Origin of the sequence: Rhizomicrobium sp., assembly GCA_037200045.1 — a bacterium.
Taxonomy (GTDB): domain Bacteria; phylum Pseudomonadota; class Alphaproteobacteria; order Micropepsales; family Micropepsaceae; genus Rhizomicrobium.
Genome location: JBBCHM010000001.1, coordinates 2649984 through 2672906 on the forward strand (window position 1 = coordinate 2649984; position 22923 = coordinate 2672906).

26 protein-coding genes and 3 pseudogenes are annotated in these 22923 nt (G+C 66.7%); 10 read left to right on the forward strand and 19 right to left on the reverse strand.

The features are described from left to right. Positions 1-23: 23 nt before the first annotated feature. Positions 24-638, reverse strand: coding sequence for an aminoacyl-tRNA hydrolase (gene pth / locus WDM86_12880; GenBank protein ID MEI9990926.1), 615 nt, complete (start codon positions 636-638; stop codon positions 24-26). A gap of 191 nt (positions 639-829) precedes the next feature. Between pth and WDM86_12885 the strand changes: the two genes are divergently transcribed. Further along, a complete protein-coding gene (locus tag WDM86_12885) occupies positions 830-1603 on the forward strand; it encodes a hypothetical protein (GenBank protein MEI9990927.1) in 774 nt (257 codons plus the stop codon). 112 nt (positions 1604-1715) lie between these two features. On the opposite strand, the gene WDM86_12890 is transcribed toward WDM86_12885, so the two are convergent. Beyond that, positions 1716-2396: a hypothetical protein gene (locus WDM86_12890; GenBank protein MEI9990928.1), complete on the reverse strand. Its 681-nt coding sequence runs from the start codon at positions 2394-2396 to the stop codon at positions 1716-1718. A 78-nt stretch (positions 2397-2474) separates the two neighbouring features. Beyond that, positions 2475-2813 (reverse strand): MmcQ/YjbR family DNA-binding protein, encoded by a 339-nt coding sequence (locus WDM86_12895; protein MEI9990929.1) that lies wholly within the window; start codon positions 2811-2813, stop codon positions 2475-2477. A 224-nt stretch (positions 2814-3037) separates the two neighbouring features. Here WDM86_12895 and WDM86_12900 point away from each other — a divergent pair, with 224 nt between their 5' ends. Next, the gene (locus tag WDM86_12900) at positions 3038-4207 is read left to right on the forward strand and encodes a hypothetical protein (GenBank protein ID MEI9990930.1); all 1170 of its coding nucleotides are present in this window, start codon (positions 3038-3040) and stop codon (positions 4205-4207) included. A gap of 681 nt (positions 4208-4888) precedes the next feature. Next, complete coding sequence (locus WDM86_12905) at positions 4889-5101, forward strand: hypothetical protein (protein MEI9990931.1); 213 nt, start codon at positions 4889-4891, stop codon at positions 5099-5101. A gap of 232 nt (positions 5102-5333) precedes the next feature. On the opposite strand, the pseudogene WDM86_12910 reads toward WDM86_12905, so the two are convergent. From WDM86_12910 to lgt, 6 genes and pseudogenes are all read right to left on the reverse strand, one after another. Next, positions 5334-6005 (reverse strand): annotated as a pseudogene (locus WDM86_12910) (ribose-phosphate pyrophosphokinase). After that, on the reverse strand, positions 5933-6313 hold the full coding sequence (locus WDM86_12915; protein MEI9990932.1) for a ribose-phosphate pyrophosphokinase-like domain-containing protein: 381 nt from the start codon (positions 6311-6313) through the stop codon (positions 5933-5935). Before WDM86_12915 ends, WDM86_12910 begins: the two are co-directional and overlap by 73 nt. Positions 6314-6364: 51 nt before the next feature. Continuing rightward, positions 6365-7075 (reverse strand): annotated as a pseudogene (gene pgeF / locus WDM86_12920) (peptidoglycan editing factor PgeF). Positions 7076-7235: 160 nt separating this feature from the next. Further along, complete coding sequence (locus tag WDM86_12925) at positions 7236-7520, reverse strand: GIY-YIG nuclease family protein (protein ID MEI9990933.1); 285 nt, start codon at positions 7518-7520, stop codon at positions 7236-7238. A gap of 193 nt (positions 7521-7713) precedes the next feature. After that, on the reverse strand, positions 7714-8814 hold the full coding sequence (locus WDM86_12930) for an SAM-dependent methyltransferase (protein MEI9990934.1): 1101 nt from the start codon (positions 8812-8814) through the stop codon (positions 7714-7716). Beyond that, positions 8811-9740: a prolipoprotein diacylglyceryl transferase gene (gene lgt / locus WDM86_12935; protein ID MEI9990935.1), complete on the reverse strand. Its 930-nt coding sequence runs from the start codon at positions 9738-9740 to the stop codon at positions 8811-8813. The genes WDM86_12930 and lgt overlap by 4 nt, the downstream gene beginning before the upstream one ends. A 95-nt stretch (positions 9741-9835) precedes the next feature. On the opposite strand from lgt, the gene WDM86_12940 reads away from it, so the two are divergent. The 3 genes and pseudogenes from WDM86_12940 (at position 9836) to proC (ending at position 11729) form a co-directional block, all read left to right on the forward strand. Next, entirely contained in the window at positions 9836-10087 is a 252-nt protein-coding gene (locus WDM86_12940; GenBank protein MEI9990936.1) for an accessory factor UbiK family protein, read from the forward strand. A 334-nt stretch (positions 10088-10421) separates the two neighbouring features. Continuing rightward, the gene (locus tag WDM86_12945; protein MEI9990937.1) at positions 10422-10925 is read left to right on the forward strand and encodes a YbjN domain-containing protein; all 504 of its coding nucleotides are present in this window, start codon (positions 10422-10424) and stop codon (positions 10923-10925) included. 195 nt (positions 10926-11120) lie between these two features. Continuing rightward, a pseudogene (gene proC / locus WDM86_12950) lies at positions 11121-11729 on the forward strand (pyrroline-5-carboxylate reductase). A 157-nt stretch (positions 11730-11886) separates the two neighbouring features. Here the strand turns inward: proC and WDM86_12955 are convergent. After that, positions 11887-13242, reverse strand: a complete 1356-nt coding sequence (locus WDM86_12955) for an ATP-binding protein (protein MEI9990938.1) — start codon at positions 13240-13242, stop codon at positions 11887-11889. Then, positions 13232-13939, reverse strand: a complete 708-nt coding sequence (locus WDM86_12960; protein ID MEI9990939.1) for a response regulator — start codon at positions 13937-13939, stop codon at positions 13232-13234. Before WDM86_12960 ends, WDM86_12955 begins: the two co-directional genes overlap by 11 nt. Before the next feature lie 124 nt (positions 13940-14063). Between WDM86_12960 and WDM86_12965 the strand changes: the two genes are divergently transcribed. The 3 genes from WDM86_12965 to WDM86_12975 all read left to right on the forward strand — a co-directional run bounded on the left by WDM86_12965 (position 14064) and on the right by WDM86_12975 (position 16059). Then, positions 14064-14972: a branched-chain amino acid aminotransferase gene (locus WDM86_12965; GenBank protein MEI9990940.1), complete on the forward strand. Its 909-nt coding sequence runs from the start codon at positions 14064-14066 to the stop codon at positions 14970-14972. 71 nt (positions 14973-15043) lie between these two features. Further along, on the forward strand, positions 15044-15544 hold the full coding sequence (locus WDM86_12970) for an MbcA/ParS/Xre antitoxin family protein (GenBank protein MEI9990941.1): 501 nt from the start codon (positions 15044-15046) through the stop codon (positions 15542-15544). Further along, positions 15541-16059 carry an RES domain-containing protein gene (locus WDM86_12975; GenBank protein MEI9990942.1) on the forward strand — a complete coding sequence of 173 codons (519 nt, stop codon included), beginning with the start codon at positions 15541-15543 and terminating at the stop codon, positions 16057-16059. Before WDM86_12970 ends, WDM86_12975 begins: the two co-directional genes overlap by 4 nt. Positions 16060-16062: 3 nt before the next feature. Here the strand turns inward: WDM86_12975 and WDM86_12980 are convergent, their stop codons facing one another. The 7 genes from WDM86_12980 to pgsA form a co-directional block, all read right to left on the reverse strand. Further along, positions 16063-16398: a YidB family protein gene (locus tag WDM86_12980; GenBank protein ID MEI9990943.1), complete on the reverse strand. Its 336-nt coding sequence runs from the start codon at positions 16396-16398 to the stop codon at positions 16063-16065. 71 nt (positions 16399-16469) lie between these two features. Then, positions 16470-17363 carry a DMT family transporter gene (locus tag WDM86_12985; protein ID MEI9990944.1) on the reverse strand — a complete coding sequence of 298 codons (894 nt, stop codon included), beginning with the start codon at positions 17361-17363 and terminating at the stop codon, positions 16470-16472. Next, on the reverse strand, positions 17360-17806 hold the full coding sequence (locus WDM86_12990; GenBank protein MEI9990945.1) for a molybdenum cofactor biosynthesis protein MoaE: 447 nt from the start codon (positions 17804-17806) through the stop codon (positions 17360-17362). Before WDM86_12990 ends, WDM86_12985 begins: the two co-directional genes overlap by 4 nt. Further along, positions 17803-18054: a molybdopterin converting factor subunit 1 gene (gene moaD, locus WDM86_12995; GenBank protein ID MEI9990946.1), complete on the reverse strand. Its 252-nt coding sequence runs from the start codon at positions 18052-18054 to the stop codon at positions 17803-17805. Before moaD ends, WDM86_12990 begins: the two co-directional genes overlap by 4 nt. Next, entirely contained in the window at positions 18051-18614 is a 564-nt protein-coding gene (locus tag WDM86_13000) for a hypothetical protein (protein MEI9990947.1), read from the reverse strand. Before WDM86_13000 ends, moaD begins: the two co-directional genes overlap by 4 nt. Positions 18615-18644: 30 nt before the next feature. Then, the gene (locus tag WDM86_13005; protein MEI9990948.1) at positions 18645-19424 is read right to left on the reverse strand and encodes a hypothetical protein; all 780 of its coding nucleotides are present in this window, start codon (positions 19422-19424) and stop codon (positions 18645-18647) included. Between the two features lie 4 nt (positions 19425-19428). Beyond that, a complete protein-coding gene (pgsA, locus tag WDM86_13010) occupies positions 19429-19998 on the reverse strand; it encodes a CDP-diacylglycerol--glycerol-3-phosphate 3-phosphatidyltransferase (protein MEI9990949.1) in 570 nt (189 codons plus the stop codon). A gap of 83 nt (positions 19999-20081) precedes the next feature. Here pgsA and WDM86_13015 point away from each other — a divergent pair, with 83 nt between their 5' ends. Next, positions 20082-20891, forward strand: a complete 810-nt coding sequence (locus WDM86_13015; GenBank protein ID MEI9990950.1) for an HAD-IIB family hydrolase — start codon at positions 20082-20084, stop codon at positions 20889-20891. A gap of 148 nt (positions 20892-21039) precedes the next feature. Here WDM86_13015 and uvrC read toward each other — a convergent pair whose 3' ends face one another. After that, positions 21040-22917, reverse strand: a complete 1878-nt coding sequence (gene uvrC, locus WDM86_13020) for an excinuclease ABC subunit UvrC (GenBank protein ID MEI9990951.1) — start codon at positions 22915-22917, stop codon at positions 21040-21042. Positions 22918-22923: the final 6 nt, after the last annotated feature.

A 22923-nucleotide genomic window follows, 5' to 3' on the forward strand; every position in this document is an offset into this window, starting at 1 on the left:
CGTTCTCCGCGGCTCCGCGTGAATCATTCCGGCTTCGCCGGTTTCTCTTTCTTCGCCGGCGGCTTCAGGATCAGCGCCACCCGGCTCATGAACCCCGCATCGTCGTCCTTGGCCAGCAGCGGCGCGGCCTCGGCGAGCGCCGACAGCAGCGGCACCAGCCAATCCTCGTCCGTCTTGCTGAAATTGCCCAGCACATGACCCATCACGCGGTGCTTCTCGCCCGGATGGCCGATCCCGATCCGCACCCTGCGATAGTCCGGCCCGATCGCCGCCGTGATCGAGCGCGCGCCGTTGTTGCCCGCATCGCCGCCGCCGGTCTTCACCTTCAGCTTCGCCGCCGCCAGATCGAGTTCGTCATGCATCACGACGATGGCCGACAGCGGCAGCTTGAAGAACCGCATCGCGTCGCCGACCGACCGTCCGCTCTCGTTCATGAAGGTGGTGGGCTTGAGGAGATACGTCTTGCGCCCGCCGAGCGTGCCTTCGCTGACCAGGCCGTGGAACCGCGCCCGCCACGGCGCGAACGGATAGCTCGCCTGGATCGTATCCACCGCCATGAACCCGACATTGTGGCGGTTGCGCGCATACTCCGCGCCGGGATTGCCGAGCCCGGCGATGAGGAGAGGCGTGTCGGCCATGGAAGCGTCCTGCGCCCGCGCGCGAGGTTACTTCTTCTCCGGAGCCTTGGCCGGCTGCGGCCGGCGCGGCACCCGCGGCGGGGGCGGCACCTTCGGCGGCGGCGCCTTCCTCGGCGACCGGGGCGGAGGCGGCTGCGGCAGCCGCGGCGGCTGCGGCCTTCTGCTCTTCGAGCACGCTGGTCGGCGCGACGATGGAGCAGATGGTGAAGTCGCGGCCGCGGGATGATCGGCTTGACGCCTTCGGGCAGCTTCACGGAGTTGATGTGCACCGTGTCATGGATGTCCAGGCCGGCGAGGTCGATGACGATCTCTTCGGGGATGCTCTCGGCCGGGCACATCAGCTCGATCTCGTGGCGCACGATGTTCAGCACGCCGCCCTTCTTGAGGCCGGGGGAGTCGCCCTGGTTGCGGAACTGCACCGGAATGGCGAGCCGCACCTTGGCGCCTTCGCCGAGCCGCATGAAATCGACATGCACCGGGCGGTCGGTCACCGGATCGACCTGCACCTCACGCGGGATCACGCGCGTCTTGGTGCCGGCGACGTCGAGCATGACGAGCGAGGTCGTGAAGCGGCCGGTCTGGAAGGCGCGCTCCAGCGTGCGGTAGTCGACCGAGACGTTCTCGGGCGCCGCGTCGCCGCCATAGACCACCGCGGGCACGAGGCCCTGCTGGCGGGTCTGGAAGGCCGATCCCTTGCCGGTGCCGCTGCGCGGCTGGGCGACGAGTTCCTGGGTCTGGCGCATGATCTGGAATTCCTTGGGCTTTTCAGGCTCGTGATCTGGGAAGAGCCCGCGAAGGCGCGGCTTTTAGCGGATGCGGGCGCCCTGTGCAACGGGGGTTTCTTTTCCCTTGCCCCGTCATCGCCCGCTTTATGCGGGCGATCCAATTTTCTTGGACGAGAAAAATGGATTGCCCGGACAAGCCGGGCAATGACGACATGGTATATTGCCGCCGATCCGATCTAAGTCTTTGATAGAATTGTATTTCTAGTTCCCATGCCGAACCCTGTCGCCCGCGCCCTGGAACGTCTCGTCTTTGCCGCCCGCGACGGCGCGCTGAAGCTCGCCCTGCCGCTCATCAACAGCCGGGTTGCCGCGCGCGGGCTATCGGGTGCTGGCCGACCTCGCCTATGGCGCGGATCCCCGCCAGAGGCTCGACCTCTACGTCCCCGACGGGCTGAAGGCGCCGGCGCCGGTCCTGCTGTTCTTCTATGGCGGAAGCTGGCAGAGCGGCTCCAAGGCGATCTACCGCGCCTTGGGCCAGGCCTTCGCCAGCCAAGGCATCGTCACCGCGGTCGCCGATTACCGGCTCTATCCGCAGGTCAAATACCCCGCCTTCGTCGAGGACGGCGCGCTGGCCTTTCGCTTCCTGCGCGAACGGGCGGGCGCGGAGGGCGGCGATCCGGACCGCATCGTCGTCAGCGGCCATTCCGCCGGCGCCTATATCGCCGCGATGCTGGCGGTGAATCCGAGCTATCTGAAAGCGGTGGACCTTTCGCCCGCCGCGATCCGCGGCGTCATCGGTCTGGCCGGGCCCTACGACTTCCTGCCGCTCTACGATCCGGTGCTGATCGACATTTTCGGCGGCGCCCGCGAGATGGCGACGCAGCCGATCAAGCACGTCGCGCCCGGCGCGCCGCCCATGCTGCTGGCGCACGGCACCAGGGACACCACGGTCGGCGCCGGCAATTCGCGACGGTTCGCGCGGCGCCTGGGTCGCCTCCGGCAACGCGGTCGAGCTGATCGAATACCAGGGCATCGGCCATCTCGGCATCATCTTGTCGCTGGCCCAGGGCCTTGCGCCACCGCACGACGCTCTACGCCGACATGCTGCGGTTCATCGCGACGTTGCCTTCTTGACCTTGGTCTTGGGCGGCGGCGGCAGGTTCTTCGTCCATGCCTCGCGGATCAAGGCTTCCAGCTCGCGCTTCGAAATCTTGTCGATCTGCACGATCACATTGGCGGTCTTGCCCCACATGTATTTGACGAACACCTTGGGGTCGGCGGCGAACAGAAATTCCTTCCGCTCCTCGTCGAGATTGAGATAGAGCCCGTCCGGCCGCAGCACCGCGAAGATGCGCTTCTTGGTGCGCCAGCTCGGCCGTCCCCAGTGATCGACTTCGCTCACCCCGTCGAGGGCGAGGGCGATTTTGCGGATATCGGCGACGCTGGGCATGCGCCCATCCTAATGCCGTGCGGCGAACCGCTCCAGAAGCACGCCCAGGATATTGGAATAGTCGTCGGTCCAGGTGCGAAACCCCGGCGTGGGGCGAACGGGCTTCCAGGCGGAACCGAGTTTTCAGCGCCGCCAGGTCGCCTGGGCTTTGCGCCGCCAACGCCACTTCCGGCGGGGTCGCGTCGACGGAAAGCTTGCCGTGCGACCGGCGGATCGCGACCGGCATGCCGTTGGCGGCGGCCGACGCGGCCACGACGCCGGCGAGCTCCAGATTGCGGTTGGAGATATGGAACACGACGATGCCGTGCGGCGACAGCTTCGACCGATACAGCGCGAAGGCTTCGCGCGTCAGCAGATGGACCGGCACCGAATCGGAGGCGAACGCATCCAGCACCAGAAGATCGATGCCGCCCGGCGCGTCTTTCAGCGTCATGCGCGCGTCGCCGAGCACCACCGGAATGTTCGGGTGCGCAGACGGAGAACGAGCGGAACAGGGCGGGGTTCTTCGCGATGCGCTCCATCAGCGGGTCCAGCTCGTAGATCGTCCAGGCCTCGCCGGCATGGCGGTAGCAGGACAGGGCGCCGATGCCGAGCCCGACCACGGCGACGCGATGGACGTTACCCGTGGCGCGCGCAGCTTCGATCGCATCGCCCAGCGCACCGCCGCGAAAATAATAGCTGAGCGGCGCCGGCGGCCCGGTCAGCGGTTTGCCGTCGTCGTCGCGCATCCGCTCCGCGCCATGCACCGTCGTTCCGTGAACGAGGAGGTGGTATCGGCCGCCGTCCTTGGCCAGCACCTTGTAGACGCCGAAGAACGACCGGCCGCGATAGATCACGTCCTGGCCGGGCGGGAAGGCGCTTATCAGGGTGAACAGGATCGCGGCCAACCCCAGCTGGAGCCCGGGCTTGCGGAACAACACGGCCGTGACGGTCGCGGCCGTGATGATGCCGACGGCATAGAAGGTATAGCCCCAGGCCGGACGATAGGCATCGAGCGCGGCATAGAGCGCGCCCAGGACGGCCGCGAGGACCAGCAGGCGCGCGATGTCCAGCCTCCAGGTCTTCGCGCCAAGCCCGCGCAGATCGGGCCGTATCGCGAAAGCGCCCAGCAGCAGAAGCGGATATTCGACGACGCTGTCGAAGATCGCGGGCGCGACGAGGGCGGTGGAAAATCCCGCCTATCACGCCGCCCAGCGACATCCAGACATAGAATTCCGTCAGCCGGGCAGGGCCGGCCGGCGGCGGAACAGCATTGTGTGGCAGATCATGGCCGCCACGAAGAACGCGGTCAGGTGCGCGAACAGCGACACGCCCCAGGGGAATGTCGGGGCCCACAGGAACAGCAAAGCGAGGACCGCCAGCGTGAGGGGCTGGACCGCCAGCAGCCATTTTGAGCGGGATCGGCGGGCGTTCGCTGAACGCAAGAACGAAGGTCAGCAGATAGAGCGCCAGCGGCGCGATCCACAGGAACGGCGCGGAGGCCACGTCGGTGGAAATATGCGCCGTCGCCGCGACCAACAGGCCCGACGGTATGAGGCCGAGAACCGTCCAGGCGGCGCGGTCGCGCCAGCCCGGCGCCGCGGCCCGGACTTCGCTGTGCGGTTCCGCGCGCGAACCGGCGCGCAGGGCGAGCGCGCCGCAGCCGGCGATGCCGAGGGCGAGCAGCGTGTATCCGATGCTCCACAGCCGCGACTGCGCCGCCAGCCCGAAAGCCGGTTCGATCGCGACGGGATAGGCGAGCAGGACGGCGAAGGAGCCGAGATTGGACGCGCGATAGAGAAAATAGGGATTGCCGCCCCGCGCCGTCCTGGCGAACCAGGCCTGCAGCAGCGGCGCGTTCGCCGCGACCGCGAAAAAGGGCAGGCCGATGGAGACGACAAACAGCCCGATCAGCCAGACGGCGACGCCGTCCTGGGGCGCGCGCGCGAATCCCGACGCGATGGCGATGGGCAGGAAGAGGTTCGCCGCGATCAGGAGCACCAGGTGGAACAGCAGCCGCCTTGCGCAGATCGACGAAGGAGGCGAGCGCCCAGGCATAGACATAGGCGCCGAGCAGCAGGCTCTGGAACACCACCATGGCGACCGACCAGACCGCGGCGGAACCGCCCAGCACCGGCAGCACCATCTTCGAGAACAGCGGCTCGACGCTGAACAGCAGAAGGGCCGACAGGAAGCTGGTCGCGGAAAACACCGCGACGTCGAGCAGGGGCCGTTCCTGGACCTCGCGGTTCGCCGCGACGGTGTCGACAGATGCCATGGGTGTTCCGTTCGGGGGACACCCAGGCTAGGCCGGCCGGATTAAGACCGCGTTATCGGCCGGGGGACGGCCGATACGGTTGTGCCTGCTGTCCTGAACCAGGAACTCACATCACTCGGTGTCATCCGCCGCGAATGCGGCGGACCCAGGTGAAATGCGCACCGCCGGAGCAGGCGTCAACTGGGTACCCCGCATTCGCGGGGTATGACACCCGTTGTCGAATGCCGAGAGTCTTGGGGTGCTGGAGCGCCTTCAAATTGGATTTAATCGAACAGGCTCGACACGCTCTCTTCGTGGTTGATCCGCCGCATCGCTTCGCCGATCAGGGGCGCGATGGAGATGCGCCTTATGTTCGGGCATTTGCGCTGCTCCTCGGTGGCGGCGATCGAATCGGTCACCACCATCGACTTCAGCTTGGATCCCGCGATGCGTGCCACCGCGCCGCCCGACAGCACGCCATGGGTCGCATAGGCGCACACATCCTTGGCGCCGTTCTTCAGCAGCGCCTCCGCCGCGTTGCAGATCGTGCCGCCGCTGTCGACGATGTCGTCGATCAGGATGCAGCTTCGCCCCCGCACATCGCCGATGATGTTCATCACCTCCGATTCGCCCGCCCGCTCGCGGCGCTTATCGACGATGGCGAGTTCGGTGCCCAGCCGCTTGGCCAGCGCACGCGCCCGCACCACGCCGCCGACGTCGGGCGACACCACCATCAGGTGATCGCCGGTGCCCAGATAGTCCTGGATGTCGCGCACCATCACCGGCATGGCGAACAGATTGTCGGTCGGGATGTCGAAGAAGCCCTGGATCTGCCCGGCATGCAGATCGACGGTCAGCACGCGGCTGGCGCCCGCCTCGGTGATCAGGTTGGCCACCAGCTTGGCCGAGATCGGCGTGCGCGGACCGACCTTGCGGTCCTGCCGCGCATAGCGAAATAGGGCAGCACCGCCGTGATGCGCCGCGCCGAGGCGCGCCTGAGCGCGTCGATGATGATCAACAGCTCCATCAGATTGTCGTTGGCCGGGAAGCTGGTCGACTGGACGACGAAGATGTCCTCGCCGCGGACGTTCTCCTCGATCTCGACGAACACTTCCATGTCGGCGAAGCGGCGCACCGTCGCCTTGGTGGAGGGCAGCTTGAGGAACGCGGCGATGGCCTTGGCCAGTTCGGGATTGGAGTTGCCCGCCAGCAGCTTCATACCCGTCGATCCGTTCGGTTCGGTCATGAAGGCGGCCCCACGCATGTGATGTTTTGATGACGGGCTTGTAGCAAGACCGCTCCCGGCCGGGAAGTGTCAGCGCAGCACGATCGCCGATATTTCGCGTCCGTAATCGGGTTCCTTGGCATGGGTGGCGCGGCGGAAGCTGAAAAAGTCGGCGGCGCGCGCATAGGTGCAGGCGGAAAGCGCGGCAATGTTGTCCACCCCGGCCCGCGCCAGCCGCGCCGCGACAAAACCTTCCAGGTCGAATCGGAAATGCGCCTCGCGGTTGCTGGGGACGAAGAATTTCGCGTTGCCGGCGTCGTCGGCGGCGAATCGCGCCGCGAATTCCGGTCCGACTTCGTAGTTTGCCTGGGAGATGCAGGGCCCGATGGCGGCGGCGATCCGGCCGCGCCGCGCCCCCAGCGCCTCCATCGCGTCCAGCGTAGCTTCCAGCACGCCGCCGAGCGCGCCTTTCCAGCCCGCATGCGCCGCGCCGATCACCCGCGCCCCGCCGTCCGCGAACAGCACCGGCGCGCAGTCGGCCGTCAGGATGCCGAGCGCGATGCCGGGCACCGCCGTCACCATCGCGTCGCCGAGCGGAATATGCCTGGCATCGTCCTGCGGCGTTTCGCCGATGCGCCAGGGCTTGGTGACGGCGACGACATTGGCGCTGTGCACCTGTCCCAGCGTGACCAAGACATCCGCGCCGAGCGCATCGCGCACGCGACGCCTGTTCTCGATCACGTTCGCCCGCGCATCGCCGGAGCCGGGTCCGCAATTGAGCGACTGATAAATCCCCGTTGAAACACCGCCCCGCGCGCCCGAAGAACCCGTGGCCGATGCCGGACAAGGTGGAAAGGTTGGCGGCGGTCAGTATCAACATATCGATAATTCAGTCCGTCATCGCCCGGCTTGTCCGGGCGACCCAATTTTCTATCTCCGCCGGCGTCATCATTTTCGGATATCACGTCTCCGCCAAGTCGTTCCAATCGGGATTGTCCGTGCGTATCAGATTAATCTTCCAAGCGCGCGGCCACTTCTTGATCCGCTTTTCGCGCTGGATGGCGGGATGCGCCTGCGCATGTTCTTCGAAATAGACGAGCGTCTTCACGTCGTACTTCTTGGTAAAGCCCTCGAACAGCCCTTCGCGATGCTGAAAGACGCGTGCTTCGATATCGCTTGTCACGCCGGTGTAGAGCGTGCCCCACGGCTTGCTGGCCATGATGTAGACCCAGAAGCCCTTGGTCATCGAGATTGCCCGCCGACAGCAGCGCACTATAGCGAGAAGAAAATTGGATCGCCCGCATAAAGCGGGCGATGACGATCCTAATTTGTAAATTATCAAAAAACGCGTCATCGCCCGGCCCACGCTGTCTCTAGGCCTGTCCGGGCGACCCAATTTTCTCGTGCGGCCGAATCGGTTCCGAAGGAGACGGCGAGCGTCAAAATCCCGCCGGCGTCGGCGCGTTCTTTGGCACGATCGCCAGCGCCTTGAACAGCGTGCCCATCTGCTCGGGCAGGATCAGCCGCTCCAATTGCCGCCGCACCTCCGGTGCCTCGCTCAGATGGCCCGTCCAGCGCGTTCCCATCCTTTGGCTCCGCGCCAGCTTTTCCGCCCGCGCGACGATGCCGAGCGCGGTCAGGAACGCGCCCTGTTCCACCGGCCCGCAGGCGCTCGCGCCGCCGCGCACCGCCGCGTCGGCGAGCGCGTTGAAATCGATATGCGCCGACAGATCGCGCGTGCCCGGCGCCGCCAGCACGTCGGAGAAGGCGTGGCTCGCCACCGCCTGCAGCGTCTCGCCGAAGCCCGGCGCGTCATAGCCGTAATCGACGATCAGCGCCGCGCCGCCATGCTGCGCGATCCGGTGGCCGATCTCCTCCACCAGCGCCTCGCCGGCGGGTGAGGTCTCATAGACGCCGCCCGGCGGCGCGCCATCGCGGTTCGCCGGCAGCTTGGCCGAGGGATAAGGCACCGGCGACAGCGCGAAGCCGAGCGTACCGGTCTCGTCAACCGTCACCATCCGCTCGCACCAGCCGCGCGCGGTCTTCACATATTGGTGGATCGGCAGCGCGTCGAAAAACTCGTTGGCGACCAGGAACAGCGGCCGGTCCGCCGGCACCGCGTCGAAGCTCGCCACCGAGCGGATCGGAACGTCGATCCCTTCGAGCGCCGCCTGCTGGATCGTCTCCAGCACCGGGCTGGCCTCGACCAGCACGACCTCGATCTGCCGGCGGAACTCCGGCACCAGCTTGAGCGCACGCAGCGCATCGCCCATCAGCGTGCCGCGCCCCGGCCCAAGTTCGACCAGCACCGGCCGCGCCGGCCGTCCCTGGTCCGCCCAGGCCTGTGCCAGCCACAGCCCGACGAGTTCGCCGAACATCTGGCTCACCTCCGGCGCGGTGATGAAATCCACCCGCAGGGGATCGCGCGTCGCGTAATAGCCTTCGCGCGGATCGAGCAGCGCCATGGTCATGAACTGCGCGATCGGCATCGGCCCCTGGGCCACGATCGCCGCCGCGATGCGCGCGCCGAGCGCCGTCATGCCCGCCCGTTGGCGTGCGGCTTCAGCGCCGCCCACAGGAAATACCCCGCCGCGATCCATAGCGGGATCGACAGCGCCATGCCCATGCTGAACCAGCCGAGGAACGGCCCGTCCGGCTCGCGCCAGAACTCGACCACGAAGCGGAACACGCCATAGCCGGCGAAGAACAATCCGGTCAGCAGCGCCGGCCGCTCATTCGCCTTGTAGACGCGCAGCGCGATCTGCAGGATCGCGAACAGCACCAGCCCTTCGAGGAACGCCTCGTACAACTGGCTCGGATGGCGCGCGATGGGACCGGCGGGGCAGCCGCCGTGAATCGCCTCGATATATCGGTTGCAGAACACCATCGCCCAGGGCACGTCGGTCGGCTTGCCCCACAATTCGCCGTTGATGAAATTGGCGATGCGGCCGAAGAACAATCCGATCGGCGCCACCACCGCGATCATGTCGGCGACCGGGAAAAGCTGCAGTCTGTTCTTGCGGCAGAACAGCCAGATCGCCAGCGCCACGCCGGCGAGCCCGCCATGGAAGGACATCCCGCCCTCCCAGATCGTGATCAGGTGCATCGGATGATAGAGGAAGCCGAGCGGCAGGTTCGGTCCGTCCGGCATATGACACATCGCCGTCTCCGGCGAGGCGGCGCACAGCGCGATGCCGTAGAACAGGATCCAGCCCAGCCGCCCGCCCAGGATCACGCCGAAGGTCGCCCATACCACGAGGTCGCCGATCTGGTCGGCGGTGATCGGCGCCTTGCCGGCGAAGGTCGGATTCTTCCACAGCCTGGCCTCGCGCGTCATCCGCGACGCGGCCCACCAGCCGAACAGCAGGCCCGCGATATAGGAGATCGCGTACCAGCGGATGGCGAACGGCCCCAGCTGGACCAGGATGGGGTCGATGGCGGGATAGGGCAGCAGGGCCGGAATCATGAGCGAACCACGTCCGTTTCGCGCGCGCCTGTCAAGCGGCGCGCCTTGCCGCGGACGGCGTCCACCGCCATATAAGTCGGGACAGGAGGCCCTTCATGGCTCAAACCGACAATCCGTTCCTCGACGGCATGGCCCGGCTCTTCACCGACGCCGCCGGCGCGGCCAAGAGCGTGCGCGACGAGATCGACACCTTTGTGAAGCACCGGCTGGAGAAGCTGGTCGCCGACATGGATTTCGTGCCGCGCGAGGAGTTCGAGGCGGTCAAAGCGATGGCCGCCAAGGCGCGCACCGAGAACGAAGCGCTGGAAAAGAGAATCGCCGCGCTGGAGGCGAAGCAGGCGCCGTAGTCAAACCCTCCCGTTTACGGGAGGGTCGAAATTTGGATCGCGGAGCGAGACAAATTTCGGGGAGGGGGAAAGCCTCTCCGTGAAGGCACGAACCGCGCCGCTGTCCCCTCCCCGTCCATACGCTGTCGCTATGGACTTTGCTGCGCAAATTTCGACCCTCCCGCAGGCGGGAGGTTAGCCGCGCACCGATTCAAATCGCCGCATCCCGAACCCTGTGGATGCACCGGACTGTCCAGAGTCTGTTGGAGTCGGACTCTTGTGCCGCCACAAAATCTTGTGCCAGTTTGATTCACGACTGCTTCGCGTTGCGTCGCGGTCGGATCCGGAGCGCTCGATGACCGTCCTGCATTACGACGAGGCCCCTGCCGCCATTCATCCGATCGACATGCTCGAACGGGCGGTCGAGGAGAACGGCTGGGCGTTCGAGCGCGCCGGCCGCGACGAGCTCAATCTCTCCGTCGCCGGGCGCTGGAGCGACCATCATTTCAGCTTCTCCTGGCGCGAGGACCTTCAGTCGCTGCACCTCTCCAGCGCCTTCGACATGCGCATCACCGACGGCACGCGGCGCAGCAACGTCGCCGATCTTCTCATGTATGTGAACGCGCGGCTGTGGATCGGCCATTTCGACCTGTGGCCGGAGGACGGCACCATCGTCTTCCGCCACGCGATGATCTTCCCCGACGCGCGCGCCTCGGCCTCGCAATGCGAAGCGCTGCTGAACCTCGCGCTCGAAGCCTGCGAGCATTATTATCCGGCCTTCCAGTTCGTGTTGTGGGGCGGCAAGACCGCCGAGGAAGCCGTCGCGGCCGCGGTGCTGGAGTGCGCGGGTCAGGCGTGAGCCCCATCCTCCTCGTCGGCGCCGGGCGCATGGGTTCGGCGCTGCTGAAGGGCTGGTCGACGCGCGGGCTCGGCCCGGTGATCGCGGTCGAACCGTCGCCGTCGCCCGAGTTGAAGGCGCTCGCGAAGAAGAACCGCATCGCGCTGTTCGCGAGCGTCGCGCAACTCGACTCCGTCCGCGCCCCGCGCCTGCGTCGTCGCGCTGAAGCCGCAGATATTGAAGACCGAGGCCGCCGCGCTCGCGCCCCTGGCGCGCAGCGGCGCATTGATGCTCTCCATCGCCGCCGGCACGACGATCGCCGTGATGCGCCAGGCCTGGGGTCCGCGGGCGCGGATCGTGCGCGCCATGCCCAACACGCCCGGCGCCATCGGCCGCGGCATCACCGCGCTGTTCGCGGGCAAGGGTGTCACCGCGCCGGATAAGGCACTCGCCGAAGCGCTGCTCTCCGCGCTGGGCGAAACCCTCTGGGTCAAGCGCGAATCGGATATCGACACCGTCACCGCCGTCTCCGGCTCCGGTCCGGCCTATGTCTTCCTGCTCGCCGAGGCGCTGGCCGATGCGGCGGAGGCCGAAGGTCTGCCGCGTGCCCTCGCGGAAAAACTCGCGCGCGCGACGGTGGCGGGTGCGGGGGCCTTGCTCGACGCCGATCCGTCCGCGCCGTCGGAGCTGCGCCGCGCCGTGACCAGCCCCGGCGGCACGACCGAGGCGGCGTTGAACGTGCTGATGGCGAAGACCGGTCTCACACCGCTGATGCGCAGAGCCGTCGCCGCGGCGCACAAGCGGGCAAAGCAACTGGGCACCTGACAACCCTCCCGCTTGCGGGAGGGTCGAAATTTGCGCAGCAAATTTCGGGGAGGGGACAGTCTCAACAGAAGAGTTCGGTTGTCGACACCGTCCCCTCCCCGAAAAATTCTCACTGCGTTCGAATTTTTCGACCCTCCCGCGAGCGGGAGGGTAAAATTCACACTGGCAGCCTGATCGTCGCGCGCAGGCCGCCCATCGGGCTCTTGTCCAGGAGGATGTCGCCGCCGTGCGCCCGCGCGATGTCGCGCGCGATGGCAAGCCCCAGCCCCGAACCGCCGGTCTGCAGATTGCGCCCCTCGTCCAGCCGGTGGAACGGGCGGAACGCTTCCTCGCGCCGCTCGGCGGGAATGCCCGGCCCGTCGTCGTCGACGATCAGCCGCACGAAGCGCTCGTCGCGCACCGCCGTCACCTTCGCCTGGCGCCCGTATTTCAGCGCGTTCTCGATCAGATTGGTCAGGCAGCGGCGCAGCGCCTTGCGCTTGACGTCGAGCAGGATCGGCCCCGGCGCCTCGACCGAGACGTTCGCCTGCTCCATGCCGAGCGCCCCGGCGCAGGCCGCCGCCGCGTCGCGCGCCAGATCGCTCAAATCCTCCGGCGTCGATTGCTCGCCGCCCTCGCCGCGCGCGAAGTCGAGATATTCGTTCAGCATGTATTCCATCTCGGCGATGTCGCCGCGCAGCGCCTGGATGTCGGGGCTTTCCTCCATCATCGCGAGCTGCAGCTTCATGCGCGACAAGGGCGTCTTCATGTCGTGGCTGATGCCGGCCAGCATCTCGGTGCGCTGGCCGACATGGCGCTCGATGCGCTGGCGCATGGTGAGGAAGGCCTGTGCCGCGCGCCGCACTTCGGTGGCGCCGTAAGGCTTGAAGTCCGGCACCGCGCGGCCCTTGCCGAACGCCTCCGATGCCAGCGCCAGCCGCTCGATGGGCCGCACCTGGTTGCGCAGGAACAGGATCGCGATGGCGAGCAGGATCAGCGAGGATCCCGCCGTCAGCCCGATGAAGATGTCGGGGCTCGTCACCGTCACGCGGCTGCGCGGCACCAGCATCTGCAGCACGCCGTCATGCACCTCGATCCTTATGTCGATCGTGCGGTCGCCGCTCGACACCTCGAAATGCCGCTTGACCGCGATCTGCTGCGCCACCACGTCGTCCAGCGCCCGGTCGATGGTGCTGCGCCGCTGCCGCGCCGGCGGCTCGATTTGCTGGCCGGGCAGGAACACCACCGGATAGTCCAGCATGCGCGCCGCCAGCGCCCGCAGCCGCACCCGCTCCGCCGGCGCGCTGGTGTCTTCGAGGGCCACCAGGAACGCCGCGTCGGCGGCGATGTCGCGCGCCATCCAATGCGTCGTGGTGTCCAGATGCCGCTCGAAGAAGACGTAAGTGATCACGCCCATCAGCAGCACCATCGGCATGCCGATGATCAGCAGCGAGCGCCAGAACAACCCGCGCGGCAGGAAGCGCTTCATGTAGCGGAACGGATCGTAGCGGGCGAGGCCGCGGTCAACTGACACGGTCCGGCACCAGCACATAGCCCACGCCGCGCACCGTCTGCAGGTAGAGCGGCAGCTTGGGGTCTTCCTCGATCTTGCGGCGCAGCCGCGTCACCTGCACGTCGATCGAGCGCTCCAGCGCCACGCCCAGCCGGGTGCACAGATCGCTGCGCGAGAAGCTGCGCCCCGCATTCGCCGCGAACAGCTTCAGCAGCGCGGCCTCCGAACTCGTCAGGTGCACCGGCTTGCCCTTGCGGCGAAGCTGGCCGCGCTCCGGATCGTAGACCGCCTCGCCCATCTTCACTTCGGCATGCGCGTTGCTGGCCGGCGGCCCGGCGCGGCGCAGGAGCGCGTTGACCCGCAGCACCAGCTCGCGCGGCTCGAACGGCTTGGGCAGGTAGTCGTCGGCGCCCAGCTCCAGCCCCGCGATGCGGTCCTCGGCCTCCGCCTTGGCGGTCAGCATCAGGATCGGCACGGTGGAATTCTCCCGCACGGATTTGGTCAGGTCGAAGCCCGACTCGCCCGGCATCATCACGTCCAGCACCAGAAGGTCGAAGGCGAAGCTCTTCATCAGGGCGCGCGCCCCCGCCGCGTCCGCCGCCGCCGTCACGCGATAGCCGTTCGAGGTCAGGTAGCGGTGGAGCAGCGAGCGCAGCCGCTCGTCGTCGTCCACCACCAGCAGATGCGGGTCTTCCATCGAAGACTGGGCGGCGGTCATGGCAGCTATTCCCGATGCCTTGTTTGCATGCCCTTCCCCGGCGCTATAATACCGGCAAAAGGACCCTAACCCCTTGCGATAACTAGGCTGAACCCGGCGCCCGGGCAAGGCCGGAAAGACCCCAATGGCCGACATCATCCCCTTCGATCAGCGCCAGGGCCACCTCTGGCATGACGGCCATATGGTGAAATGGGGCGACGCCAAGACCCATGTCCTGACCCACGGCCTGCATTACGGCTCCTGCGTGTTCGAGGGCGAGCGCATCTACAACGGCCGCATCTACAAGCTGGAGGAGCACACCGAGCGGCTCTTTGCCTCCGCCAAGATCCTGGGCATGCACATTCCGTTCACCCGGGAGACGATCAACGAGGCCTGCATCGAGGCGGCGGCGGTGCAGGGCATCGTCGACGGCTATATCCGCCCCGTGGTCTTTCGGGGCAGCGAACAGATGGCGGTCAGCGCCCAGAACAGCCACATCCATGTCGCGATCGCCTGCTGGCAGTGGCCGAGCTATTTCGATCCGAAGGAGAAGCTGAAGGGCATCCGCCTGGCGATCGCCGACTGGAAGCGCCCGGCGCCCGACACAGCGCCGACCCAGGCCAAGGCCGCCGGCCTCTACATGATCTGCACGCTGTCCAAGCACGCCGCTGAAGCCGCCGGCTATGCCGACGCGCTGATGTACGACTATCGCGGCTATGTCGCGGAGGCGACCGGCGCCAACGTGTTCTTCGTCAAGGACGGGGAGCTGCACACGCCGACGCCGGATTGTTTCCTCAACGGCATCACGCGCCAATCGGTGATCGAGCTCGCCAAGGCGCGCCAGATCCCGGTGAACGTCCGCCACATCGAGCCGAAGGAGCTGATCCATTTCACGGAGTGCTTCATCACCGGCTCGGCGGCGGAAGTGACCCCGGTAAGCGAGGTCGGCCCCTACCGCTTCAAGCCCGGCCAGATCAGCGAGACACTGATGAACGACTACGCCGAGGACGTGCGGGCGGAAAAGAGCCGCGTGGTGTTGCCGAAGGCGGGGTAGGGCGGTGGGCTTTGGCCTGTTGTTTTGGATCGAAATGCCTTATATTATGCCCCTAAAATAGGGCAAAATATATGGCACGGTTAGCTGAAGTTTCCACGCGCCGCGCCGCGCTTCTGCGGAAAAGGCATCGCGTCAAGGCGAAGTCAGGCACACGCGCTGAAGTGCATGGCTCAATGCCCGTCTCCAAGGGCGGTGCGAAGCGGTCAAAGTCCGGCTTCGATGTCATTGTTGGCTATAGGGACGCAAGTGGAAACTTTGTGATCGAGAAGATTGCAAAGTCTTTCGCGATGTCGAAGACGCAGATTGCACAGACAGCGGGGTTGAATCCGTCGGTGATCTACAAGGCGGCGCGCCTGCGATCGCCAAAGAATCAAAACCGCGTGCAGGAAATGCTTGAGGTCATTAATCGCGTGTCCGAATGGGCCGGCGGCAAGGATCAGGCCATGGCGTGGTATCGCGCTGAACCCATTCCGGCCTTCGGCGGCCGCACCGCGGAGTCGCTGGTGAAGGATGGAAAGGCCGCGGCCGTGCGCGACTACCTGGATTCGATCGCCATGGGCGGCTTTGCGTGAGATTCGTCGGAACGTGCTATCGGGCGCACGATCCGCGTTGGTCATTCAAACCGCTCTCGGGGGATGGTGCCGCCGTCCATGGCGGCCGGTTCAATCCAAAAGGCATGCCCGCACTCTACTTGGCGCTTTCTTCCGTCGGTGCCGTCAAGGAAGCCAATCAAGGATTCGCCCACAAAATCGATCCGTGCACGCTTTGCAGTTATGACATCGACTGCGACGACATTGCCGATCTGAGCGACGCCGAGGCGCTTGTGGATTTGGGAATTGCGCCGTCCGAACTCGCCTGTGCTTGGGCCGCGATTGCCGCTGCTGGCGCAGAACCCCCTTCATGGAAGATTGTGCATCGCCTGAAGGCCGATGGGTACGCCGGCGTCATCGTCCCCAGTTTTGCCAAGGCCGCCGCTCCGGATGAGCGCAATCTCGTGCTATGGACGTGGTCGAACGCTTCGCCGCACCTCGTAGTGGTGAACGATCCCAGCGGAAAGCTCCCGAAGAATCAGCTGTCGTGGGAATGAGTCTCACCCCTTCGGCGGCACCACGCCGGCCGGCGTCATCGCGTCCACCGCGTGCGGCAGGACCTGCGCCAGCTTGGCGGCCAGCTCCTGCGGCGACATCCCGGCCTTCGCGGCCAGGGCGGCGATCGTCTGGTCGCCGAACGCGGTCTGCACGTGCTGGGCGGTGATCGGCGTGTTCGGGCCGTGGCTGACCCAGGAGTTCACCGTCGGGCCCATGCCCTGGGACTCGAACTGGCTCACGATGCCCTGAACGCCGCCATGCTGGTTCAGAAAGTCGTTCACCACCGGCACCAGCGCCGCGCCGACCATGCCGCCGATCATTCCGTCCAGAAATCCCATCGTCCTCTCCTGCGATACGCGATAGCCCGGCAATATAGGCATTTTGCCCGCCATGGCCATGCCGCGCGCGTTCAGGCGTGCGAATAGACCAGCAGCACCGCGCCCGCGACCAGGAGCACGATCCCCGCCGCCTCGCGCGCCGTGGTCTTTTGCTTGAACAGGATGTGACTCACCATCTGCGCGAACAGCACGTCGATCAGCCCCAGCGTGCGCACGCTGGCCGCCGTCGCCAGCGCGAAGGCGAGGAACCAGAACTCGCTCGCCGCGGCGCCCATGAAGCCGGCGAGCAGCGAGGGCCGCCACAGCCGGACGATCGCGCGCAGCACGCGCGGATCGCGCACCGCGAGATAGAGCGTCAGGATCGCCGCCTGCGTCACCAGCCCCACCGCCAGGGTGAAGGTCGCCGGCATGACATAGCCCGGCAGGTGCAGGGCCAGGATCGCGCCGCGATAGCCGATGGCCGACACCGCGAACATCGCCCCGGCCGACAGGCCGTAGAGCGCCGAATGGATCCCGCCGCCCGCCGCGATGCGGCCGCGCAAGGAGATCAGGACGACGCCCGAGGTCGCGATCACGATCGCCGCGATCATGCCAGGCGTCAGAGGGTCGTGCAGGAAGGCGAGCCCCAGCGCCGCCACGAACAGGGGCTCGGTCTTCAGATACGCCACCGTCACGACGAAGGACCGCTCGGTCATGGTCAGCAACATCAGCGCCGTGCCGCCGATCTGGGTCAACGCGCCTGCCAGCACCCAGACCCAAAACAGCGCATTCGTCGCCGGCAGCGCGCCATGGGTGAACAGCGAAGCCGCCGCCAGGAAGATCAGCGCGAAGGGAAAGCCGAACAGGAACCGCACATGGGTGGCGCCGACCGAGCCCAGGCTGGCGGTCAGCTCGCGCTGCATGGCGTTGCGCGCCGTCTGGCCAGCCGCCGCGACGACCGTGAACGCGACCCAAAGGAAATTCATGTCTTGCGCCAGCGTCCCGCCGCCGCGTCGTCGGAAGGCCTGGCGTCCACCCAGTCGGTCGCCCCGTCGCGCTCTTCCTGCTTCCAGAACGGCGCGCGGGTTTTCAGATAGTCCATCAGGAACTGGCAGGCCTCCAGGGCGCTGCCGCGATGCGCCGCCGCGACCGCGACCAGCACGATGCGCTCGCCGACGGCTAAGCGCCCGACGCGGTGGATGATGGTGATGCCGCTCAGCGTCCAGCGCCCCTGCGCCTCCTGCGCGATGCGCGCGATCTCGCGCTCGGTCATGCCGGGATAATGTTCGAGCGTCAGCGCGGTCAGCCCGTCGCCGCCGCGCACCAGGCCGATGAAGCTCGCCACCGCGCCGATCCCGTCGCCGCTCAGCGCCTCGATCTCGTCGTTGAGGTCGAAATCTTCGGCCTGGATATGGATATTGACGATCATCCGCCCGTCACCGGCGGAAAGAACGCCACTTCGTCGCCTGCCGCCAGGATGGCGTCCATTCCGGCATGGTTCTGGTTCACCGCCGCGCGCAGCCGGCGCAGATCGCCGAACGCCTCGCCATAGCCGCCGCCGCGCGCCTTCAGCATCGCGGCGAGGTCGCCCACGGTGCGCAGGGCCGGGGTGTGCTCGATGGTTTCCTCGGCTCGCCCGATCTTTTGGCGCACCCAGGCGAAGTAGAGCACGTTCATGACGGCTTGCGGCTGTCCGCGATATGCGCGAAGGCCACCACGACATGGTCGACGAGATAAAGCGCCGCGCTCGCCACCGCGAGCCAGAACAGCGTCATCGTCACCGGCAGGCCGCGGATCGGCTGGGCGCTGCCGCCGGCCACCGCCTCGATGATGATCGCCGCCTGCGCCACCAGATAGACCGCGATGCGCAGCCGCGCGGAGAGCCTGACCCCGATCGGCCGCCCCGCCTGCTGCGCGAAGACCCGCAGATAGGGCGGGATGAACTCGCAGATATAGATGACGATGAAGCCCCAAACCGGCAGCCAGTGATTGCCCAGGAACACGACGAACAGCGTCAGGCAGAAGATCGCGATGGAGGCGCGGCCAAGCGCGGCGAAGGCGCGGGGCCAGGCCTCGCCCTGGCGTTGAAACCCGAGCAGCGCCATGGCGCTGACGCAGGCGGTCAGCACCAGCGCGATGGCGAGCGCCACCCGGTTGTCGGTCAGCAGCAACAGCCCCGCCGCCGGCGCCAGAAGGGCCGGAACCGTCGGATAATAGCGGGCCAGGGTCGGATGCAAGATACAGAACCGTCGGGCGTCGCACCGACACTACCCCGGCGGGACGCGATTCTCCACGACGTTTCCTGCTGGATCGAAGGTCTCGGCCTCGTGGCGCATCAATTCCGCGAAGTCGCCGTGGATATATCCCGCCTTCGCCCGCCACAGGCGCGACAGGCGGTATTGTTCCAGGTCGTGGAGGCGCGAAAGGATCAGCGTCTTGCCGGCGCGATGCACGTCGGCGCTGGCGCGCGCGATGCGGCCCGCGCTCCCCCACCAGCGAACCGCGATACCGTCGATCTGGGGCATCTGCGTCAGTGGGACGAATTGTGGAACCATCCGGTCCGGCGCCAGCACCATCGCCTTGCCACCGCTCACATACTCGGTATGGAGCGTGACCGTCAGGTCGGGCCGCATCGCCTTCACAAGGCTCGCCAGCTTGAGCGAGAACCCGTCGATCCAGTAGCGCCCCGCGAAATCGCGGTCGAGCAGGCCGATCAGCCGCTCGATCGCGCCGCGGCCGCGCCCGATCTTCAGCTCGATGGCGAGGAACACGTCGGCGGGCACCAGCGCCGCCAAATCCTCGACCCGGATCAGCGCCGGCCCGGCGGCATCGATGGCCCGCGCGTCCAGGCTGTCGAAGATGCGGCGGGGATGGCGGAAATAGAGGTCGCTGCGCCCCTCCGCGAAATGCCAGCACACATCGCCCTCGAAGATATGCGTCACCTCGGGGAAGGCGGCGATGGCGCGGAGGGCTACGGCCAGCGCGGCCCGGTCGTTCAGGGCGCGATGATGGATATAGCCATAGGTCCCGAACCGGGTGAACGGCATCGCCTCAGCGGCCCGCCGGCTGCGGCCCGAGCACGCTCAGCGTGTAATCGACGAAGGAATAGGCGGTGACGAGAACCGCGATGGTCAGCATCACCGAGCGGAGCAGGGCGAAGCCCTCGGGATGGGCGGTGCCGAACAGGGCGAAGAAGCCGACGATGCTGAGCTGCGCCGCCGCCTGCGCCACCGCCTTCCACTTGCCGCTGTCGCGCGCGCCCAGGGTCTGCTGCTTGGCCTCGGCGAATTCGCGCAAATGCGACACCGCGACGTCGCGGATCAGGATCACCGCCAGCATCCACATCGGCATCCAGCCGATGGCGAGGAAGGCGATGAAGATCGAGCCGCGATAGAGCCCGTCCGCCATTGGATCGAGGATCTTGCCGACCTTGGTCACCTGTCGCGCGAAGCGGGCGACATAGCCGTCCAGCGCGTCGGAGATTTCCGCCAGGATCATCAGCCCCAGCACGACCCAGATCGAGCCCGCCATGGGATAGACCAGCAGGAACAGGCACAGCGGCCCGGCGATGAAGCGGTAGCCGGTGATCGCGTTGGGCAATGTCCACAATTCCCGCGCCATGCGCCGGCAACCTTCTCGCTTCGCGCGGAGCTTAGACGAATTCCCTTCGCGGTGATAGAAACCACGGCAAGAGGATTTCCCGCTTGCCCGACGCCATGCTCCCGCTCACCCGCCTGTCCGCGCGCCGGGCGGCCCGGTTTCGTTTCATCCTGAGCGACATCGACGACACGCTGACCGAGGACGGTCGCCTCGCGGCCGCGACCTACCGCCAGTTGGAAAGGCTGCGCGATAGCGGGCGCAAGGTGATCCTGGTCACCGGCCGCCCGGCCGGCTGGTGCGATCTGATCGCGCGGTTCTGGCCGGTGGACGCCGTGGTGGGCGAGAACGGCGCGTTCTATTTCCTCTACGACCGCAACAAGCGGAAGATGATCCGCCGCTTCCACCGCAGCGAGGCAGAACGCGCGGTCGACACCGCGCGGCTGAAGAAGATGTTCGCGAAACTGCGCAAGGAATTTCCCGGCATCGCGCTTGCCGCCGACCAGGCCTTCCGCATCAGCGACATCGCCGTCGATGTCTGCGAGGACCGGGACGCGTTGCCGCCCGAGACCGTCGCGCGCCTCATGGCGCGGCTGGAAGCGATGGGCGCGACGGTGAAGCTCAGTTCGATCCACATCAACGCCTGGATCGGCGATTTCGACAAATTGGGAATGATCCAGCAATTGCTGCGCGGCGTGTATCGGCTGAGCGATGCGCAGATGCAGAACACTTGCGTCTATCTCGGCGATTCCCCAAACGACGAACCGATGTTCGCGCATTTCGGCAATTCCGTCGGCGTCGCGAACATCCGCGCCTTCACGTCACGGATGAAGGCTCTGCCGCGCTACGTCACGAAGAAGCCCGGCGGAAGTGGCTTCGCGGAGTTCGCGAGGCTGGCGTTGCGATCCACCACATAACAGGTGTCATGGCCCGCGAATGCGGGCCACCCAGTTGAGATCGGCCCAGCTTGGATTTTTTCGCGCCGGTTCTGCGAGAACATAAGAGGTGTCACCTAGGTGGCCCGCATTCGCGGGCCATGACAGCGTGGGTGTGTGTGATCCCCGCTCACCCGCTCGGATGGAAGAAGTCGTAGATCTTCTTCGCCATGTTCCCGCTCACGCCCTCGACCGCCTCGATATCGCTGATCCCCGCCGCCGCCACCGCGCGGGCCGAGCCGAAATGCTGCAGCAACGCGCGCTTCCTCGCCGCGCCGATGCCGGCGATCTCGTCCAGCGGGCTGGCGCCGATCGCCTTGCTGCGCTTCTTGCGATGGCTGCCGATGGCGAAGCGGTGCGCCTCGTCGCGCAGCCTTTGCAGGTAATAGAGCACCGGATCCTTGGGATCGAGGCGGAACGGCGCCTTGCCCGGCAGGTAGAAATGCTCGCGCCCCGCATCGCGATCCGGCCCCTTGGAGATGCCGACCAGCGCCACGTCCTCCACGCCGAGGTCGGCGAACACCTGGCAGGCGATGGCGAGCTGCCCCGGCCCGCCGTCGATCAGCGCGATGTCCGGCCATTTGGTCTTGGGATCGTCGCCTTCTTTCACCAGTCGCGCAAAACGCCGCGTCAGCACCTCGCGCATCATCGCGTAGTCGTCGCCGGGCGTCAGCTCGGTCGATTTGATGTTGAACTTGCGGTACTCGCCCTTCTCGAAACCTTCCGGCCCCGCCACGATCATGCCGCCGAGCGCGTTGGTCCCCATGATGTGCGAATTGTCGTAGACCTCGATCCGCCGGGGCGGCTGTTCCAGGCCGAACACGCTCGCCACGCCTTCCAGCAATTCGCGCTGCGCCGAATTCTCCGCCATGCGCCGGCCGAGTTGCTCGCGCGCATTGGTCAGCGCCATCTCGACGATCTCGCGCTTCTCGCCGCGCCGCGGCACCGAAACCTCGACCTTGCGATCGGCACGCAGGCTCAGCGCCTCGGCGAGCAGATCGTCATTGGGGATCGCGTGGCTGAGCAGGACCAGCACGGGCGCCGTCCGCTCGTCATAGAACTGGCCGATGAAGGCCTCCAGCACCTCGGCTTCGCTCTCCTCGATTCCCGAGCGCGGGAAATAGGGCTTGTTGCCCCAGTTCTGTCCGGCGCGGAAGAAGAACACCTGCACGCAGGTCTCGCCGCCCTGGGAATAGAGCGCGAACACGTCGGCGTCCGAGAAGGTCGAGGGATTGATCCCCTGGTTGAGCTGGATATGGCTCATCGCCCGGATGCGGTCGCGCAGCCGCGCCGCCGCCTCGAAGTCCAGCACCTCGGCCGCCTTGTTCATGTCCTTGGCGAGCTGGTCCTGCACCACGCGGCTTTTGCCGTTGAGGAACAGCTCGGCCTCGTGCACCAGCTCGGCATAGCCCGGCTGGTCGACCCGCCCGACGCAAGGCGCCGAACAGCGCTTGATCTGGAACAGAAGGCAGGGCCGGGTGCGCGACTCGAACACCGAATCGGAACACGACCGCAAAAGGAAGGCGCGCTGCAGCGTGTTGAGCGTGCGGTTCACCGCGCCGGCGCTGGCGAACGGCCCGAAATAGACGCCCTTGGTCGATTTGGCGCCGCGATGCTTGAGAAGCTGCGGAAAGGCGTGATCCTCGCGCAAGAGGATGTTCGGGAAGGATTTGTCGTCGCGATAGGAGACGTTGTAGCGCGGCTTGAGCTGCTTGATCAGGTTGGATTCGAGCAGCAGCGCCTCGATCTCGTTCTTGGTCGTGACGAACAGCATCTCGGCGGTGTCGGCGATCATCCGCGTCAGCCGCTCCGAATGCGGCCGGCCGCCGGCATAGGCCGCGACGCGCTTCTTCAGGCTCTTGGCCTTGCCGACATAGAGCACGTCGCCCTTGGCATCGAGCATGCGGTAGACGCCCGGCGCGTCGGGCAGCGTCTTCAGATAGGACGCGATGCGCTCGGCGCCGCGCAAGGGCGCGATCGGATCGGACGCGGAATCGGCGGAGCTCATCGCCCC